Genomic DNA, 17,211 nt, shown 5'->3' on the forward strand with positions numbered 1-17,211 from the left:
CTACTAAAATTAAAGTCATAAACTTTTATTATATCAATTAATTTGAGAGAAAAGTCATGAAAAGGGAACCAAATGAACAAATTATCGAGAGTTTTGAAAAACAATTAGACATATTTATAAATGAACTTACAGAAGAAGAGATAACAACGGCTATATTAAATAATTTTTTTGATAAAGTGATCAATAACCTCAAGAATGAAAGATTAATTAATGATACTATATTTGATATATATCAAGGTAAAGCAGTAATTACTAAACCTATATATTCCAATTATATAGAATCTTCTGAACCTAAATATAACGAACATTGGCAAAAATTTTATAGTTTTAATCGTAATCTTATGATAGAAAGTACATTAATATTTATTGCTAAGAATCTAAAAAAAGCTTCTTTAACAGACAAATTATATTATAGCTTTGCTAAATTAGCCCAGCAATTAGACTTGAATGTAGTAAGTGATCATTTTATGAAAAAAATAGATAATTATATAACATTTAACAATTTATGAAAAATTACAGAACCGAAAGCGATTCTTTTGGAAAAATTCAAATAGAAGAAAAATTTTATTGGGGAGCTCAAACTCAAAGATCTTTAGAAAATTTTAAAATAGGCAAACAACAAATGCCTGAAATTTTAATTCGTGCTCTTGCTATTTTAAAAAAATGTGCAGCACAGGTTAATTATGAGTTTGGTGATTTAGAAGCTAAAATAGCTACAAGTATAGATAAAGCCACTGATAGAATCTTAGAAGGCGAATTTGAGGATAATTTTCCTTTAGTAGTTTGGCAAACAGGTTCAGGTACACAAACAAACATGAATATGAACGAGGTTATTGCCTCTATTGCTAATGAAGAATTAACAAGCAAGAAAGGCGGTAAATCTCCAGTACATCCTAACGATCATGTTAATAAAGGACAATCATCCAACGACTCTTTTCCAACCGCTATGCATATAGCAACTGTACTTGCAACTAAACAGCAACTTATACCGGCTTTGAATAATTTACTTACCTATTTGCAAGACAAGTCAAAAGATTGGGATAAAATCATAAAAATAGGACGTACTCACTTGCAGGATGCAACTCCATTAACTCTTAAACAGGAATTCTCCGGATATATTACACAAATAGAGTATGCTTTAGAACGCATAGAAGATGCACTAAAAAAAGTTTATCTACTTGCTCAAGGTGGAACGGCAGTCGGCACAGCTATTAACTCAAAAATAGGCTTTGATATAAAATTTGCTGAGAAAGTGGCAGAGTTTACTAAACAACCTTTTAAAACGGCTCCTAATAAATTTGAAAGTCTAGCTGCCCATGACGCACTAGTAGAATTTTCAGGAACTCTTAATACTATAGCAGTTAGCTTAATGAAAATAGCAAATGATATAAGACTGCTCGGCTCCGGCCCAAGATGCGGTCTTGGTGAGCTGCATTTACCTGAGAATGAACCCGGCTCTTCGATTATGCCAGGTAAAGTAAACCCTACCCAAGTCGAAGCTTTAACAATGGTATGCAGTCAGGTGATGGGAAATCATGTTACGGTTACTATTGCCGGCTCAAACGGACATCTTGAACTTAACGTATTTAAACCTGTAATAATATACAATATCCTACAATCTATAGAGCTGTTATCCGATAGCGTAAATAGCTTTGTTACTCACTGTGTTAAAGGATTAGAACCAAATATAGCACGCATTAATGATTTACTTGATAAATCTCTAATGCTTGTTACGGCTCTTAATCCGCATATAGGCTATGATAATGCTGCAAAAATTGCTAAAGAAGCTCATAAACACGGAATAACTTTAAAAGAAGCAGCTAAAAAACTCAATCTTTTATCCGAAGAAGAGTTTGATAAAATAGTAGTTCCTGAAAAAATGGTTGGACAACCTTAGGTTTTATATAAAAATATTAATTTAACTATTGATATTACTGTACAAAATCTTATAAATAGGCTAGTATTAAATTAGTCTATTTATTATATTACCTATGTGAAACAACATTTACCTAACCAAATTAACCTGTTAGAAGCAAAAGCTCATTTTTCCAATCTAATACAGCGTGTACAAGACGGCGAACAAATTACTATTTGTAAGCATAACACTCCTGTTGCAAAAATTATACCTATAACTCAAAAACCTAAAATGGATAATATAGTAGAGCAAATAAGAGAATTCAGCAAAGGTAATACATTGGCTCCTTATACTATTAAAGAGCTTCGAGATGAAGGTAGAAGATGAGTTCTAAACCATTTATAGCCGATTGCTCCATAACTGCTTCATGGTTCTTTAATGATGAACGTGATGAATATTCAGACTTTACATTAGATTATTGTTATAAATTTAGAGCAGTAGTACCATTTCTTTGGAAATTTGAAGTAACTAATACAATATTAATAGCAGCAAAACGTGCTAGAATAACTTCAGCAAAAATTATTAAAACTATAGATTTTTTAAACTCCTTACCCATCAATATATCAAATTTTGATTTTCCTATGTACGAAATTATGAATACTGCAAGAGCCAATAATCTTACTTCATACGATGCGACTTATTTATTAACTGCCATGCATGAAGGGCTTCCTATAGCCACTAACGATAAAGCATTAATAAAAGCATGTCATAATAACGGTGTTCCACTATTAAAAGAAAACTTATCTTAAACTTTTCATAAAATACTGTGGAAATTTTTAGACCGTGTGAAGAAAAATTTAATTATTTATATTTTTAGATATTTTTAAGCAAAAATTAATAAGATTTTTGCAGCAAATAGCTGTTCCTATTTCAAAAAAATCTTATAATTTGCAGCCAAAAAGAACAAAAATATATTAATTAAATTTTTCTTCACACAGCCTTAATCTTTTATTATACTTAAACATTAATTATATAAAATAAAAGAGTATCATGGTTTTAAATATAAAAGCTCCTGAAAATATAGTATTAAAGCCGACCATTACGGTTTTCGGCATTGGGGGTGCAGGTAGTAATGCAGTAAATAATATGATTAGTGCTAATCTGCAAGGTGCTAATTTTGTAGTAGCTAATACTGATGCACAATCGCTTGAACATTCTTTATGCACTAACAAAATACAACTCGGTGTTTCTACGACTAGAGGTCTTGGAGCAGGAGCTTCTCCTGAGGTTGGAGCACTTGCTGCTCAAGAATCAGAAAGCGAAATTCGTAGTTACCTAGAAAATAGCAATATGGTATTTATTACAGCAGGTATGGGCGGCGGTACAGGTACCGGTTCTGCACCGGTTATTGCACGGATTGCTAAAGAACTAGGCATCCTTACGGTTGGGGTAGTAACTAAACCTTTCCATTTTGAAGGCGGTCATCGTATGAAAACTGCCGATAAAGGACTTATTGAATTACAGCAATTCGTTGATACTTTAATTGTAATACCGAACCAAAATCTATTCCGTATTGCTAATGAACAAACGACGTTTGCCGATGCTTTCAAAATGGCAGATGACGTATTACATGCAGGCGTTAGAGGAGTAACAGATTTAATGATTATGCCGGGACTTATTAATCTTGATTTTGCCGACATTAAAGCAGTAATGAGCGAAATGGGTAAAGCAATGATGGGTACGGGTGAAGCTAGCGGTGAAGATAGAGCTATTAAAGCGGCAGAATCTGCAATTTCAAATCCGCTGCTAGATCATAGCTCAATGTGTGGTGCAAGAGGTGTATTAATCAATATTACCGGCGGTTCTGACATGACCTTATTTGAAGTTGACAACGCTGCTAATAGAATCAGAGAAGAAGTAGATAACCTTGATGCTAATATTATTTTCGGTTCAACATTTAATCCAGAATTAAAAGGAATTATCAGAGTATCAGTTGTTGCTACCGGTATTGATGCCGATAAAGTACCGACATATAAACCCGCAATAGCTGAAACTACCAATATAGTTCCTGAAGAAACTTATAATGAAGCTATAGTACAACCTACACAAATAGAAGAAATTCCTGATTTTAACAGCTATAGTACCGAAAATATTGAAATTACCGACTCTCCAATAAATCAAAATTTTATCGGAAATGAAAAAGAGCTAGGGTTACATGCAAATAGTTTCAATAAATCTGAAGATGACTCACCAAAACCATCATTTTTAGGAAAAATATGGGGTTCTCTGCGTGCTTCAAATAATCAAACTTTAGAACGCAAAAACATTGTTGTTAATACTCTAGATCAAGATAATAAAGAGTCTGATATTCATGACATACCGGCTTTTTTAAGAAAGAAACGGGATTAGATTAGAAAATGAATATAATTTCAGAACAGCATAAAAAAGAATTATTAGAAATAACTAAAAATTTTCCTACAGATATTGCATCACTAATAGATTATTTAGAAGAGAAATTACAAAATAAAATTGAATCTTATAAACCTTCACAATTAAAAGATTTTAAATTTTTTGTAATGAAAAGCTTTGCAGATGAAATTAACGATGCTAAAGATGATAATAAATATATTCAGGAACTACTAGAAGAATTACAAATAATATGGAAAGATTTATTTGAAGAAGAATTGCAAGGTCAACATATATATACTTTAGAGATTGGTGATACAACCCACTATACTGAATTAGATTTTACTGCATTAAATTATAATAATGTACAAAATACAGTAGAACCTAAATTTCCTGACTTTACTCAACAGGAGTTGTTAAGTATTTTTTCTTCCAATATACAAAATAATCATAATAATTGTATACCATTTCCTAAAGGAATAAACCTAGAAGAACAAGTTACCATAGATGTATTAAATAATTTATTATTATTAGGTGCTAATAATAAATGTAATTTTTTTGAATTCAATAACGGATCAGAAATATATTTTAGATTACCTAATAATGAAAGGCTTACCATGAAAGTTTTTAGTTTAAATAATCAGCCTATATTAAAAGAAAATAAATTTGAAAATGCTATATTATTTTTAAGTAAAAAAATAAACGAAAATGGTGATGTTGACTATAGTGAAGGCTTTAGTGCTGATATAACCGAGGGCAAAATAAATTCTTCTTATATAACTCCTTTAGGCGAAATAATGGATTTTAATTAATTTAAAAAAACAATCATATGCAAAATAAAATTATACTACTTCTTACATTATGTTTTTTAAATACTCATTTATTAGCTAATAGCGATAAGACGTTAAAAGATATTGCACCCTACCCTCTACCGACAGATAGCCAAAAACGATATGTACTTCATTTACCTACAGAGTCTAATGAAAAAAGCTTACAGGTAGAATTACACGCTACAAAAAATGCCCTAAAAGATTGCAACGATGCTTGGTTTAGCGGTAATCTGGAAACAAAAACTTTAGAAGGATGGGGATATGATTATTACGTTATGAATCAAGTTAGCGATTACCCTGCTAGTACAATGATGGCGTTTCCAGGCACAAAACCGACAATACAACCGGTTAGAGTATTTTTCACTGCGGCGTTTTTAAGATATAATAGTAAACTACCTATCGTAGTCTATACTCCAAAAGATGTTGAGCTGTATTACGTTATTTGGCATCGAGGTGACATAATTACTCCAAAGGAAGGTTAGTATTATAGATATAATCATTGCAAGTAGCTGAAGTTGTTATTACATGACTTCTATGTCATTCCTAGCTAGAAGCGGGAATCCAGCATAAAGCGAGCTTTTAATTTTAAAAATTTGCTGTATTTATGCTTTTTTTTCTGGATTCCCGCTTCTAGCTAGGAATGACATAGAATGCGGGAACGACATCGAAACTTAAAATCAACTCTTTTTAGTCAATACCTAAATTACTCAAAATCTTCCTCTACAGCTTCAACTTCTTGCACTTCCGGTACAAAATGTTTAAGCATGGATTCAATGCCGTTTTTTAAGGTGATAGTAGAGCTTGGACAACCAAGACATGCACCGCGAAGAGCTAATTTAACTACACCGTTTTCAAAGCCTTTATATATTATATCACCACCATCTTGTGCAACAGATGGACGCACTCTAGTTTCAATAATCTCTACGATTTGCTTCTCTATTTCCGAAAGCCCATCAAGGTTATGATTTACATTATCTGCTTTTGTACTTTCTTCAAATACCGGGAATCCCGAAACAAAATGATCCATAATAACCATTAAAACTTCAGGCTTTATAACTTGCCAATTACTTTCAGCTTGCTTAGTCACTGTTATAAAATCACTACCAAAAAATACTGATTTTACATTATTAATATAAAATAGTGACTCTGCAAGTTTGCTTCTTCCTTTAACTTCAGCAATATCGCTAAAAAATACCGGCTGTTCACTACTTATTTCCTGCCCCGGGAAAAACTTTATTGCATCAGGGTTGGGAGTATCTTCAGTTTGAATAAACATAATTAAAGTACACTAATAAATTTGTTGATTATTATAAATCGATAGTACTATTTTGACAATAGACTTCTTGCATAACTTGCTTCTAAGGGTAATTTGTGCGTCGATCCGGTACTCGCATCCTCACGTACTAAAGTGTACGCTGCAGTGGCAAGTGCTTCCGTGTATCCTACAAATTCCTCCTTATTAGCTACCTTATGCAAGAAGTCTAATATATTTGTATTTATCTTGGAGATTGTTGTATGGCACTGTTAACAAAATAATTTTAAAGCTATTTTGTTAACAGTACCATAGCAACTTTTTAATTTATCGTTGATTTTATTAAAATAAGTTATTATTTTAATATATTACTAACTAATGCTAGATTATTATGCCTAAAAAATTTACTACAAGAAAAGGTGATATATATACTATTGATAATCCAAATGAAGAAAATTTATTTAAGAGCGTTATAAATAAGAACACTAGTGAAGCCTTTCGTTATATTTCACAATTTAATTTTCCTCTTTCTGACAATACAAAAACAATACGTTATTTTGCTATCGATGAAGATAAACCAAATAATGTTAGAATATTAAATAATGTTGGAACATCTCATAGTACCCTGTCTTTAATTGCGGTTATTAATAATGATCTTGAAACGCTTAATTTATTAATAAATTTTGGATTTGATATAAATAGCCATAGTGGAATAAACTATATTACCCCTTTAGGGCTTGCGGCAGACAAAGGATATAAAGAGATAGTAAAATTGCTTTGTGAGCAAGATGATATTAAGGTTCAAAATGCATTATATTATGCGATTAGAGGAGAAAACAAAAGCATAGAAATAATAGATCTTTTAGTGCAAAAAGGTGCAATCATTAAGCCAGAGCATATTGAATTGGCAATTAGTCATTCAAATTTAAGTGTATTTGAATATTTATTTGAGAAGAAATTACCGGATATTGAAAAAAATAATTTAAAACTTATCGGTTCATCACCGGCTATCTCATCCATTGATTGTATATTAGGTGAAGCTTCAAAATATCAAAATACAGAGGTAATAAAATTTTTATTAAGTAGTGTATATAAACCTGAACAAAAATATATTGATGAATTTTTTGTATCAGCTGTAGACAATGGACGTCTAAAAACTTGTATTACACTAAAAGCTAATATAGAAGAACATACCGACTAGAAGGTTTAAGCAAATACCAAAACTATCTTAAAGACAAATATCATGATTATTATAAAACTCATATAATATTTCTTTCCAAATTCTCTTATAAGGACGAACCTGTGGAAATGTTCATGTTTGACAATGAATCGAATCTATTACTATTATCTATGAGTAGACCATTGGGGTCTAAATTATCTTCAAAAGATAGCTATATAATACACGATGCAATCAAGGAAATTTTTAATAACACACATCTTAATATTAAAGAACTTGAATTGGCACGATTTAAGGCAAGGATTGAATTTATAAAGATAACTACTGATGAAGACTTAGTTCCATTATCTAACAAATTAGCACCTCTATTTAGTCCAGAGCTAATACACGACCTATCAAAATTGGAAGAAGAATTATTTCCTGAAGTAAAGCTAGCCGGATTAGCGGATTAATTTAGGTGTTGTTGTATGGTTCGGAAAGCACGTTCAGTGTCATACCGTGGCTTGTCTACAGTATCCAGTAAAACAACTAAAAATACTAATAATATTAGTATTTTTAACTAGATCCCGTGAATAAATCACGGGATGACGGAGCCGAGCCACACAACAACAACCCTTTTAGCTAGGAATGACATAAGTCGGTAAATATCTAATTAATATATAAGCCGGTATAAAACAAAATCCTGCTACGATGAAAAAATAAGTCCAACCTAAATAAGTAGCTGCATAGCCTGAAATACTACCAAACAATATGGTACTAATATAAGCAATAGAAGTAATTAAAGCAATTTGGGTTATACAATATTTAGAACTACAACATCTTAATTGGTAAGAAAAAAACGGAGACATAGTTAAGCCTTTGGTAAATTCTTGAAAAAAGACCGCTATATACAAACTTGTAATATCTCGATTATACAAATAGAGAAATAAAAAAGATAGGCTAGATAAAGCATGATATATTAATGCTCTTTTAAGCAAATAAGAATATTCATATTTTCGGCACAAAAACCCGCCTATAAAACCTCCAAGGATTGCAGCACACATACCAAAAGCTTTATATCCAAGAGCTAAATCTTTCTTCGTATACCCAATATCGAGATAAAACATATTCGGCATAATTGAAAGAAAATTATCTTGAAGACGATATAGAAGCATAAAACTAACAATTATTAGCCATTTAGGTTTCTTGATAAAGTCATAAAAAGCATGCCAAAATCTATCAAAATCGTTGATAATTGTCTTATCTTTAAATTTAAGCGGATAGCTTATAATTAATAGTAATGACGGTATACATAAAATTGCCATAGCACGATAAACATCTTGCCAAGATATGATAGTTGATAAATATAACGCTCCTGAACCTGCTATAAGTATACCTATTCTAAAGCCTGTAGTACAAGCTGCCTCACTTATGCCCCAATTTTTATTTATAATAAGTAACATCTGTGATGATTGAAGCAACATATCATAAATGGAAGAAAAAAATGCCACAGCTACTAAGCATAAAGCAAATGGTATAAAATGAGTATTAGGGTTAAAATTTGTTAGAACATATACACAACAAATACAGCTAACCAAAGCAATAATTAAACAATATTTATATCCTCGCTTACTTGAAGAAGCAAAACTTACTTTTTCTAGTAAAGGACCCCATAAAAATTTAAATATATGAATAAAATTAACTAAACTAAAAAGCCCGATAGTGATTTTATCAAAACCGGATTCTCGAAGCCAAAAAGAAAGAGTTGAACCGGTAAGTAAATAAATTAAACCTCCGGGAAAAGAAATTATTAATATAAAGAAAATATTAGATATATATTGAAATCGTGAAAAATTAAAATTTATGAATTTATCCTCCTGATATAAAATGCCTTGATGTCATTCCCGCATAGAGTTGGCGTTGTTGCATAGATCGGTTTTTCTGTCATTGCGAGGAAAAACTGTAAGTTTTGATGAAGCAATCGCAGGATTTTATTATTTCATGAGATTGCCGCACAGCCTATGGCTGCTCGCAATGACGTAAATCTAAACTACGATACTTTCTTTCTTTTATTACCGTAGCTGTTACCATCAAAAATTTTTTTACGATTATTATCAAAAGAATTAAACTTTTTACCCTCACCGCCGGCTCTTTTACCGAATGATCTTTTACGATTATTTTTATCACTCCTAAACTCACTGCGTGGTGTAGATTCTCCTTTATTTACTAAACGATCAATTGCACGCCATCTAATAACATCATCCGGAGAAATAAAAGACAGTGCATGTCCGGTAGCCCCTGCTCTACCCGTTCTACCTATTCTATGTAAATAATCTTCAGGACACATAGGTAAATCATAATTAATAACATGCTGTGTATGAGGAATATCAAGCCCACGAGCCGCTACATCAGTTGCTACCATTATTCTATGATTTGACTTACGAAATGATAAAATTACTCTTTCACGTTGACGCTGACTTAAATCACCATGTATAGCTTCTGCTTTATGATTTTCATATTTTAACATTTTAGCTAATTGATCAGCAGAGCGTTTAGTCTTCACAAAAATAATTACCGTTCCTTCCCTATTACCAAGTTGTTTAGTTAATTCACTAAATTTTTCTTTATCAGAAACATGCATTGATTCCTGTTTTATTTCTGCAGCTGCTTTATTAGTAGCACCTACCGTAATACGTACCGGATTGTTTAGATATTTTTGAGAAACAGCAATAATATGTTTTGGCATAGTAGCGGAAAACATTAAAACTTGTCTTTTTTCCGGTAAAAATTTATTGATTTCTTCTAACTGTTCTTTCATCCCCATATCAAGCATTCTATCCATTTCGTCAAGTACGGTTATGCCTATGCGATCAATTTTTAAACTTCCTCTATTTAAGTGATCGATAATACGCCCCGGCGTACCAATAATCACTTTCGGATTCTTTTTTAATTGCATAAATTGTTTGGGCATCGGTTCACCGCCTATCAAAACTGCACTATTAATTTTATAGGATGTAGTTACTTTATTTAAAGTACTGTGTATTTGCGTTGCTAATTCTCTAGTCGGGACAAGAATTAAAGCAGTAGTTTTATTTTTAATAAATGAATCAATTAACGGCAATAAATAAGAGAGAGTTTTTCCTGAACCTGTTTGGCTAGAAGCGAGTATGTCCGACCCCGCCATTGCAACCGGAATCGATTGCTTTTGTATTTCAGTCGGCTCAGTGATATTCATTGTCTCAAGAGCGATAATTAATTCTTCAGATAAATTAAAATTTTTCATTATATAATCCAATATAGTTTTAAATCAAAATATGCACATTATTGATTAGACCTATTACATAACCCATTTCTTAAAGATATATGAGACGCTCTCTCAGCCTTACATACTTAACTATAGTACGCTTGAGTAGAGTAGAGATCTCTTATTTCCTGAGCCTATCTGTAAATAAATTTTAACCGATAATTTAATTCTTTTCGGCTGCAAATTATAAGATTTTTTTGAAATATGAATAACTATTTCTTCAAAAATCTTATCACTTTTCGCTAAAAAAACTCTTTAATTACTAATTAAAATTTATTTACAGATAGCCTCTAAGATAAGTTATGCAGGTCTATTATATAAAAAATAAGTTATAGTAAATTAAAATAACGACTTATATAATTATCCTGAATCAAAAAATATGCTTAAGCTAGATTACAAACCAACTAAATATATAAAACGATAATGAATAATGAAACTATTTTAGAATCTTATTCAAGCCAGAATAATATTACTTAGATTTAGGGCATTTTCATGCCCCTTAGTAAAAATAATTTATTATACTTAAAATTATATAGGTTATTATAAGACAAAAACAAAATATTTACTATTTTGATAAAGATGACTAGGCTACCCTAAATTATAAACAATTTTGGATAGCTGCTTTTGGTATTATAAATATACTTATTTAATTCTGAGGTTAACAGCGTAGGCTTTTCCTTGCTTTTCTTCAAGATCAAAAATTACATCTTGTCCTTCTTCAAGGCTATGTAAACCTGCTGCGTCTACGGCTGATTTGTGTACAAACACATCTTTGCCGCCATTTTCCTGTTCAATAAATCCAAAATTCTTCGTAGAATTATACCACTTAACTTTACCTACTATATTTGTAGCCATAAAAACCTTTATTAGATAGAAATTACTTATTTGAACTTAACGCACTTATAATAACTAAAACTTAAATCTTACTTAAATATAAGAGCCGATAAAAATTCATTATGCAAAACTACCTTACCTTGCGGCATTTGTCAATAAACATGTCAATAACATGCAAGAGAAAGTATTACTTTCTGAAACTAATCTATCATATTATTACTATTTTGTCACTATTTAAGTTAATTATCTAATAAATTAATGAGTAAACTAACTAATTTTAAAGTGGTTTAATAATTTTTTTATATCAGACTAATATATTAACGATAAAAGTACTTGCTTTTTTGTATTTTTTTTATTAATCTGTCCACTTAGAAAAATACAGTTCTGTATTTATAATTGCCCGCGTGATGGAATGGTAGACATAACGGACTTAAAATCCGTGGAGCGTAAGCTCTTGCCGGTTCAAGTCCGGCCGCGGGTACCATTCGCCATTTTTAGGCAAATTCACCAATGTATCAAATAGCAAACGCAGCATAAAATCAAACTTTTCAGCATTTTTTACTTAACAATACATACGCTTTAATAAATTTTGTTTATTATATTGTGCTTCAGAATTTGTAGGATCAAGTTCAATTGCCTTATTATAAGACTCAAGAACTAATACATATTTACCTAGTAAATAGAAAAAGCCGTATTTTTGAGTAAGATAGATTTATTAAATATATAATTATTACAATTAATATATAAGCTAATTTTAAAGAGTTAAAATATGGAAAATAAAGAAGAAAAAATTTTAACCTCTGAGTCTTATATTGATGAAGAGGAAGAAAAGCGATTAAAAGCTCAAAATGCAAGGAAAGAGCTTAAGTTAATACTAATAACTCTTGGAATAGTTTTGACTAGTTTTTTAACTTTCTGTTATTTCTTTTTTAATTATGCAGAAGAAAAAGCAGCAGAGTATAAATTACAGCAAGAACAAGAAGCTAAAAAGTTAGATAAAACTGAATGATGTGTCATCCCGTGGACAAGCCAGCCTTGTTGCATGGCTCGGTAAACCCCACTATGTCACCTAGTTCGCTTGACCACGGGGGTCCATAAAAACAATAAAAAATATTAATAATTTAGTATTTTAAGCTAGATCCCGCGATCAAGTTAGCTAGGATGACAAGAGTGAAGTTGAGCCATGCAACAACGCTCGTCAAGCGAACTAGGTGACATTGTCTAATATTTCGGCAATTCTCAAATAATCTTGAGGAGTAAGATTTTCAGCACGATAATTATCATTGATTTTCAACTGAGTTAATATTTCATGTATATTAGGTACAAGATTTTTCAGTGATGATTTGATCATTTTCCGTCGTCCTGCAAAAGCAAGTTTTGTTATTTGCTCAACTTTATTTATCAGAGCAATAGACGGCGGATTTTCTAAAGGTATTAGTTTAACTATCGCAGAATATACTTTAGGAGGTGGATAGAAAGCAGTAGGTGCTACGTCAAAGCATTTTTCCACTTTAGCAATTAACTGACATATTACCGATAACCTGCCATATACTTTAGTTGACGGCATAGCACAAATACGTTCTACTACTTCCTTTTGTAACATTAGCGTCATATTAGTAATTAACCGTGCTTCTTTCAGCCATCTAATTACTAACTCAGTACCTATATGATATGGTAAATTAGAGATTATAATTACTTTATCATAGCTTAAATCAGTTAAATTTATTTTAAGAGCATCTTGTTTTATAATATTTAGATTAGGATAATATTCTTTAATCTCATTAAGGAGCGGGATACATCTTTCATCTGTTTCTATAACAGTTAAGGATTCAGGATTTTTCTGCAATATTGACCTAGTTAATCCTCCGGTGCCTGGTCCTATTTCTAGCACTCTGCTGTTTTCTGCAAGGTTACTCGCACGTACAATTTTATCACATAGACTACTGTCAAAAATAAAATTTTGTCCGTGCTTTTTAAGAGGATTAATTTGATGAGATGCTGCATGTTTTGCAATTGAAGGGAGCATGGATTTTAAATGTGGTTGTATGGAGTAAGCATCGTCATTGCGAGGAAATTACGTAAGTAATTGACGAAGCAATCTCAGGAGTTCTACTTTATGAGATTGCCACGTCGAGGCTTTGCCTCTCCTCGCAATAACGAAAAACAGCACCTTAAGACGGCAGCATTATTTTTATAACTGCTTTCTTACGCATATTTTCAAACATTTTTTGTGCTTTTTGTGAAATCTTTTTATTGGTTAGGAAGTTTACTACATAATTATTTTCATCTTCATTAACATTTAAGATTTTTTTGCTGCACACTAATATTATTTCAAATTTGTTATTTACTTCAAAAACATTGCTTGCTTTATCCGAGCTTAAGTCCTTTACAATAGTTTGTTTTACAGCTTCTATCTTGCTAAGCTTATCGGTAATAATTTGCATAGTAGCAAAATTATCATAAAGCGATTTTTTAACGTCTGCACATTTTTTTAGTCGATTTTTCAAATTATTCATCTGTGTAAACGCTTTATTGCCACCATCTTTAGATGTAAATACTTGCATTGAAATTTCTACGTCTTTTTGATCACTAGATAAAATTGCGACATCTATTTCTTTATTACTTACTTGTACCGTTCTTGATAGACTTGATAAAATATTCATTTTAATCAACTCGGATTTAATTTGGGAAATAAAACTATCAGGATTAACCGATCTGCTTTTTAAATACTGAAGAAGAGAACCGTGAGGCATTTTATTACGATCTTCAATAGATTTAATAGCATTATCTATCTCTTCTTGCGGAATTTCTCTATCTCCGGCATATTGAAAAAGCAAAGATTCGTCAATTAAGCTCTTGATTGCTAAGTCACTTAGCTGCTTATCTTGAGCAGGCGTTAGACTTTCAACATTATTTAGTGCCATAATCATTTTTTTTCTAGCACGGAACTCATTAAGAGTAATAGGTTCATCATTTACGGATGCTACTATATTCGGCAGCGAAGCTTGTGCTACATTAAAAGCAAAAAAAACAGTAATGATTAATAATAATTTTCTCATATTCATATGTATATTCTTAATAAATAAAAAGTAGCTAGACAAGTATACTCCAAATAAATGAATAATTGGTAGACGAAGATCAATTTCAAAAAGAGCAAGGAGTTCACAAGGCGAGGATCGCAGCGTATACTTAATACGTGAGAACCGCAGCTCTTGTAGAACGACGTAGCCAATTTTTGAAATTCATCGAGTATTCACATATTCAAAACTTTTAAACCAATAGAAATAGTCGGCGAAGAGGTAGTCTTTTTGATTCCTCTACTTCCATCGGCTAGATAATCGGAATAAATCTTTGCAGTAATTCTAACACAATCTTTAGCATATGTCACCCTAATAGTTCGAGTAAGTAAATTTGGAGAACGTCTAGAGAGATCAATACGTGCACCAAAGCCTATAGTCCAATTTTCTGCTAGCTGATAATTTATGTCTCCATAAAATTGTCGTACTCTATTATTTGAAACCTTTATACTTTCTACGGAATAATATTTTTTAAGGTTTGTAAGCTGAATAAAACTACCTAGCAAGTTAATCTTATCATAGTTAAAATTTCCTCCCACCTCATCTCTAATAGGTCTGAAATATTTATCTTTCCGAAAGCTATAAAACACTTCTAAATTATTAGAAAGATTACCTAGAATCTGTCCTACATTTTCCTTATCATCTGCAGGCAAATCTATACTATATCTTGTATTACGCGACTGTCCTAAAAATAATTTTAAATAATTTTCTTCTTTAGCAATACTAGTATTTAAGCCGTAACTTAATCTATTACCGAAATCATGACAATCAATACCGCTATAACGATTTGATAAAAAGATATTTTTTTCGGATAATTCATATTTAGCAGGATCAATTATAACAAATTTTTTATCTTTCTTAGATAGTTTATATCCCATAGTAAAAGAAACTACCGGCTCAATAAGTAAATTTATCGTTTTTGTTATATTACCTACTAACGGATAACGCCATAAAGTTTGCAATTCCGGTATATTCCTTTGAAATGATTTACTTTCTCTCGTCTTATCTAAATAAGCCCGTCTAGCAAGATAAAAATCACCTCTATCTTTTGCTACAAAATCAAAAATTTGCCCTGAAGAAGTCAGCACATTATGCATAAAGGATAGTTGCAAAGAGGTTTTAGCAACTTGTTTCCCTATTCTTTCTTTGTACATTAACGTATTATTTTCAACAACGATATGGCTGTTGTCATTATCATTCAAATTTATCACGTTTTTTGTATTGATTTTCGGTAATACTAACGGGTCAGTATACTTACTATCATTACTACCTAAGCCTTGAAAACTTAATCCTTCCGCCGAAAAATAATCAGCTTCATGAATTTTATTTAAGAATATTTTAGAAGTTAAATATGAAGCGTAGTTATTATAATAATTTTTTAAATAAGCTTTATCCGATGTACGCTCCACCCTGAAGCCGTAATCATAAACTTTATCGGTACTAATAAAATTACCGCTTGCTATATAATGATAAGAAGAAACTTTTTTGTTTTTCACTACATTTCCGTCTTTTTTTAGAAAATACGGTAATTTACCGTAACTACCTTGAAAATTCATATTATCGGTATCATTCGGACGATAGCGTGCTTCTAGCTCATAAGTTTGATATTTACTAAAAATCCTTGGAGTGAGAGTAAAATCCATATTAGGTTTTGCACGTAGATATAGAGGTATACCAAACCCTTTATTTTTGACGTCAGGTACCAATAATCCGGAAGTTGCAGGGGCCGTAGGAGTCGGATGGAAAAAATACGGTAAGTAAAAAATCGGTACGCCGTATACTTCAAAAAATACGTTTTTATAAACTATTCTATGCTCTTCGGAATGAATATAAGTATCTTTAGCAGCAATTTGCCAAATAGGGTTTCTATTACAAGTAACATCGCAAGGGGTAAATTCGGCATGGTGCAGCTTAAGATTATTTTCGTCTATTCTTTCGGCAAGTTTAGCAATTAAAAGATTATTATCACTGGAAAGTAAAATGAATTCCGATATAATCCCTTTCTTAAATTCGCCTTTTAAAACTGCTTTATCACCCTCTATTATTCTGTTTTGTTTATCCTTAATTCGGATATTACCTTCTGCCCATAAAATATCATTTTTTATATCATAAAGTAAATTATCTGCCGTTAATAAATACTCATCCGTGATAATTCTTATATTACCTTTAGCATATATCAAATCCTGACTTTCGTTATACTCTACGAAGTCGGCTATCATATTACTAATTTTAATATTCTGACCATTCTTAGAAAGATCGGCAAAGCTTACCAAAGAAAATATTATGATAATAAGCAAGCATATTATTCGCAATAGCATTTATATTAATAAATATATTTTAATAGTAAAAAATAATAGCAAGCTATTAGTAATATATCAAATAATAAAAAATTTTGCTTGCTCTTTTGAGAGTAGCAAGGTTATTCTATTGAGGTAACGTCATTGCGAGGAGATGCGTAGCATAGACGTGGCAATCTCGTCAAACTTCCTGAGATTGC

At 31.3% G+C, this 17,211-nt stretch carries 18 protein-coding genes, 1 tRNA gene and 2 pseudogenes; 12 read left to right on the plus strand and 9 right to left on the minus strand.

The annotated features are described in order from the left end of the window. Positions 1–56 precede the first annotated feature (56 nt). The 7 genes from ACE38Q_RS04405 (at position 57) to eco (ending at position 5,573) form a co-directional block, all read left to right on the plus strand. Entirely contained in the window at positions 57–509 is a 453-nt protein-coding gene (locus ACE38Q_RS04405; RefSeq protein WP_500190232.1) for a hypothetical protein, read from the plus strand. After that, complete coding sequence (gene fumC, locus ACE38Q_RS04410) at positions 506–1,897, plus strand: class II fumarate hydratase (RefSeq protein ID WP_500190233.1); 1,392 nt, start codon at positions 506–508, stop codon at positions 1,895–1,897. Before ACE38Q_RS04405 ends, fumC begins: the two co-directional genes overlap by 4 nt. A 96-nt stretch (positions 1,898–1,993) precedes the next feature. Then, the gene (locus ACE38Q_RS04415) at positions 1,994–2,242 is read left to right on the plus strand and encodes a type II toxin-antitoxin system Phd/YefM family antitoxin (RefSeq protein ID WP_500190234.1); all 249 of its coding nucleotides are present in this window, start codon (positions 1,994–1,996) and stop codon (positions 2,240–2,242) included. Further along, positions 2,239–2,664 (plus strand): type II toxin-antitoxin system VapC family toxin, encoded by a 426-nt coding sequence (locus tag ACE38Q_RS04420; protein WP_500190235.1) that lies wholly within the window; start codon positions 2,239–2,241, stop codon positions 2,662–2,664. Before ACE38Q_RS04415 ends, ACE38Q_RS04420 begins: the two co-directional genes overlap by 4 nt. A gap of 241 nt (positions 2,665–2,905) precedes the next feature. After that, a complete protein-coding gene (gene ftsZ, locus ACE38Q_RS04425) occupies positions 2,906–4,264 on the plus strand; it encodes a cell division protein FtsZ (protein ID WP_500190236.1) in 1,359 nt (452 codons plus the stop codon). Between the two features lie 275 nt (positions 4,265–4,539). Next, positions 4,540–5,073: a hypothetical protein gene (locus ACE38Q_RS04430; protein ID WP_500191284.1), complete on the plus strand. Its 534-nt coding sequence runs from the start codon at positions 4,540–4,542 to the stop codon at positions 5,071–5,073. 17 nt (positions 5,074–5,090) lie between these two features. Next, on the plus strand, positions 5,091–5,573 hold the full coding sequence (gene eco, locus ACE38Q_RS04435; RefSeq protein WP_500190237.1) for a serine protease inhibitor ecotin: 483 nt from the start codon (positions 5,091–5,093) through the stop codon (positions 5,571–5,573). Between the two features lie 221 nt (positions 5,574–5,794). Here the strand turns inward: eco and ACE38Q_RS04440 are convergent, their stop codons facing one another. Both ACE38Q_RS04440 and ACE38Q_RS04445 read right to left on the minus strand, forming a co-directional pair. Next, a complete protein-coding gene (locus tag ACE38Q_RS04440; RefSeq protein WP_485440566.1) occupies positions 5,795–6,367 on the minus strand; it encodes a NifU family protein in 573 nt (190 codons plus the stop codon). Between the two features lie 56 nt (positions 6,368–6,423). Then, positions 6,424–6,600 (minus strand): annotated as a pseudogene (locus ACE38Q_RS04445) (palindromic element RPE1 domain-containing protein); the annotation flags it as partial. Between the two features lie 134 nt (positions 6,601–6,734). Here ACE38Q_RS04445 and ACE38Q_RS04450 point away from each other — a divergent pair. Then, complete coding sequence (locus ACE38Q_RS04450; RefSeq protein WP_500190238.1) at positions 6,735–7,544, plus strand: ankyrin repeat domain-containing protein; 810 nt, start codon at positions 6,735–6,737, stop codon at positions 7,542–7,544. A gap of 107 nt (positions 7,545–7,651) precedes the next feature. Continuing rightward, positions 7,652–7,972, plus strand: coding sequence for a hypothetical protein (locus ACE38Q_RS04455; RefSeq protein ID WP_500190239.1), 321 nt, complete (start codon positions 7,652–7,654; stop codon positions 7,970–7,972). 165 nt (positions 7,973–8,137) lie between these two features. On the opposite strand, the gene ACE38Q_RS04460 is transcribed toward ACE38Q_RS04455, so the two are convergent. From ACE38Q_RS04460 to ACE38Q_RS04470, 3 genes are all read right to left on the minus strand, one after another. Then, positions 8,138–9,364 (minus strand): MFS transporter, encoded by a 1,227-nt coding sequence (locus ACE38Q_RS04460; RefSeq protein WP_500191286.1) that lies wholly within the window; start codon positions 9,362–9,364, stop codon positions 8,138–8,140. Between the two features lie 185 nt (positions 9,365–9,549). Continuing rightward, positions 9,550–10,782 carry a DEAD/DEAH box helicase gene (locus tag ACE38Q_RS04465; protein WP_500190240.1) on the minus strand — a complete coding sequence of 411 codons (1,233 nt, stop codon included), beginning with the start codon at positions 10,780–10,782 and terminating at the stop codon, positions 9,550–9,552. A 663-nt stretch (positions 10,783–11,445) separates the two neighbouring features. Next, on the minus strand, positions 11,446–11,658 hold the full coding sequence (locus tag ACE38Q_RS04470) for a cold-shock protein (RefSeq protein ID WP_008579233.1): 213 nt from the start codon (positions 11,656–11,658) through the stop codon (positions 11,446–11,448). A 377-nt stretch (positions 11,659–12,035) separates the two neighbouring features. Here ACE38Q_RS04470 and ACE38Q_RS04475 point away from each other — a divergent pair. Further along, positions 12,036–12,121, plus strand: a tRNA-Leu gene (locus tag ACE38Q_RS04475). A gap of 78 nt (positions 12,122–12,199) precedes the next feature. Here ACE38Q_RS04475 and ACE38Q_RS04480 read toward each other — a convergent pair. Continuing rightward, positions 12,200–12,349: a tetratricopeptide repeat protein gene (locus ACE38Q_RS04480; RefSeq protein WP_500191288.1), complete on the minus strand. Its 150-nt coding sequence runs from the start codon at positions 12,347–12,349 to the stop codon at positions 12,200–12,202. 57 nt (positions 12,350–12,406) lie between these two features. On the opposite strand from ACE38Q_RS04480, the gene ACE38Q_RS04485 reads away from it, so the two are divergent. Further along, positions 12,407–12,646: an RP671a family tick cell line-upregulated protein gene (locus tag ACE38Q_RS04485; RefSeq protein WP_500190241.1), complete on the plus strand. Its 240-nt coding sequence runs from the start codon at positions 12,407–12,409 to the stop codon at positions 12,644–12,646. A gap of 198 nt (positions 12,647–12,844) precedes the next feature. Here ACE38Q_RS04485 and rsmA read toward each other — a convergent pair whose 3' ends face one another. From rsmA to ACE38Q_RS04500, 3 genes are all read right to left on the minus strand, one after another. Then, complete coding sequence (gene rsmA / locus ACE38Q_RS04490) at positions 12,845–13,663, minus strand: 16S rRNA (adenine(1518)-N(6)/adenine(1519)-N(6))-dimethyltransferase RsmA (protein ID WP_500190242.1); 819 nt, start codon at positions 13,661–13,663, stop codon at positions 12,845–12,847. Positions 13,664–13,808: 145 nt separating this feature from the next. Next, positions 13,809–14,696, minus strand: coding sequence for a SurA N-terminal domain-containing protein (locus ACE38Q_RS04495; RefSeq protein WP_500190243.1), 888 nt, complete (start codon positions 14,694–14,696; stop codon positions 13,809–13,811). Between the two features lie 194 nt (positions 14,697–14,890). Next, positions 14,891–17,032, minus strand: coding sequence for an LPS-assembly protein LptD (locus tag ACE38Q_RS04500; protein ID WP_500190244.1), 2,142 nt, complete (start codon positions 17,030–17,032; stop codon positions 14,891–14,893). Between ACE38Q_RS04500 and ACE38Q_RS04505 the strand changes: the two are divergent. Next, a pseudogene (locus ACE38Q_RS04505) lies at positions 16,998–17,178 on the plus strand (hypothetical protein). The gene ACE38Q_RS04500 and the pseudogene ACE38Q_RS04505 sit on opposite strands and share 35 nt — an antisense overlap. Positions 17,179–17,211 lie beyond the last annotated feature (33 nt).

It is taken from the genome of Rickettsia endosymbiont of Thecocarcelia acutangulata, from assembly GCF_964263195.1.
Taxonomy (GTDB): domain Bacteria; phylum Pseudomonadota; class Alphaproteobacteria; order Rickettsiales; family Rickettsiaceae; genus Rickettsia; species Rickettsia felis.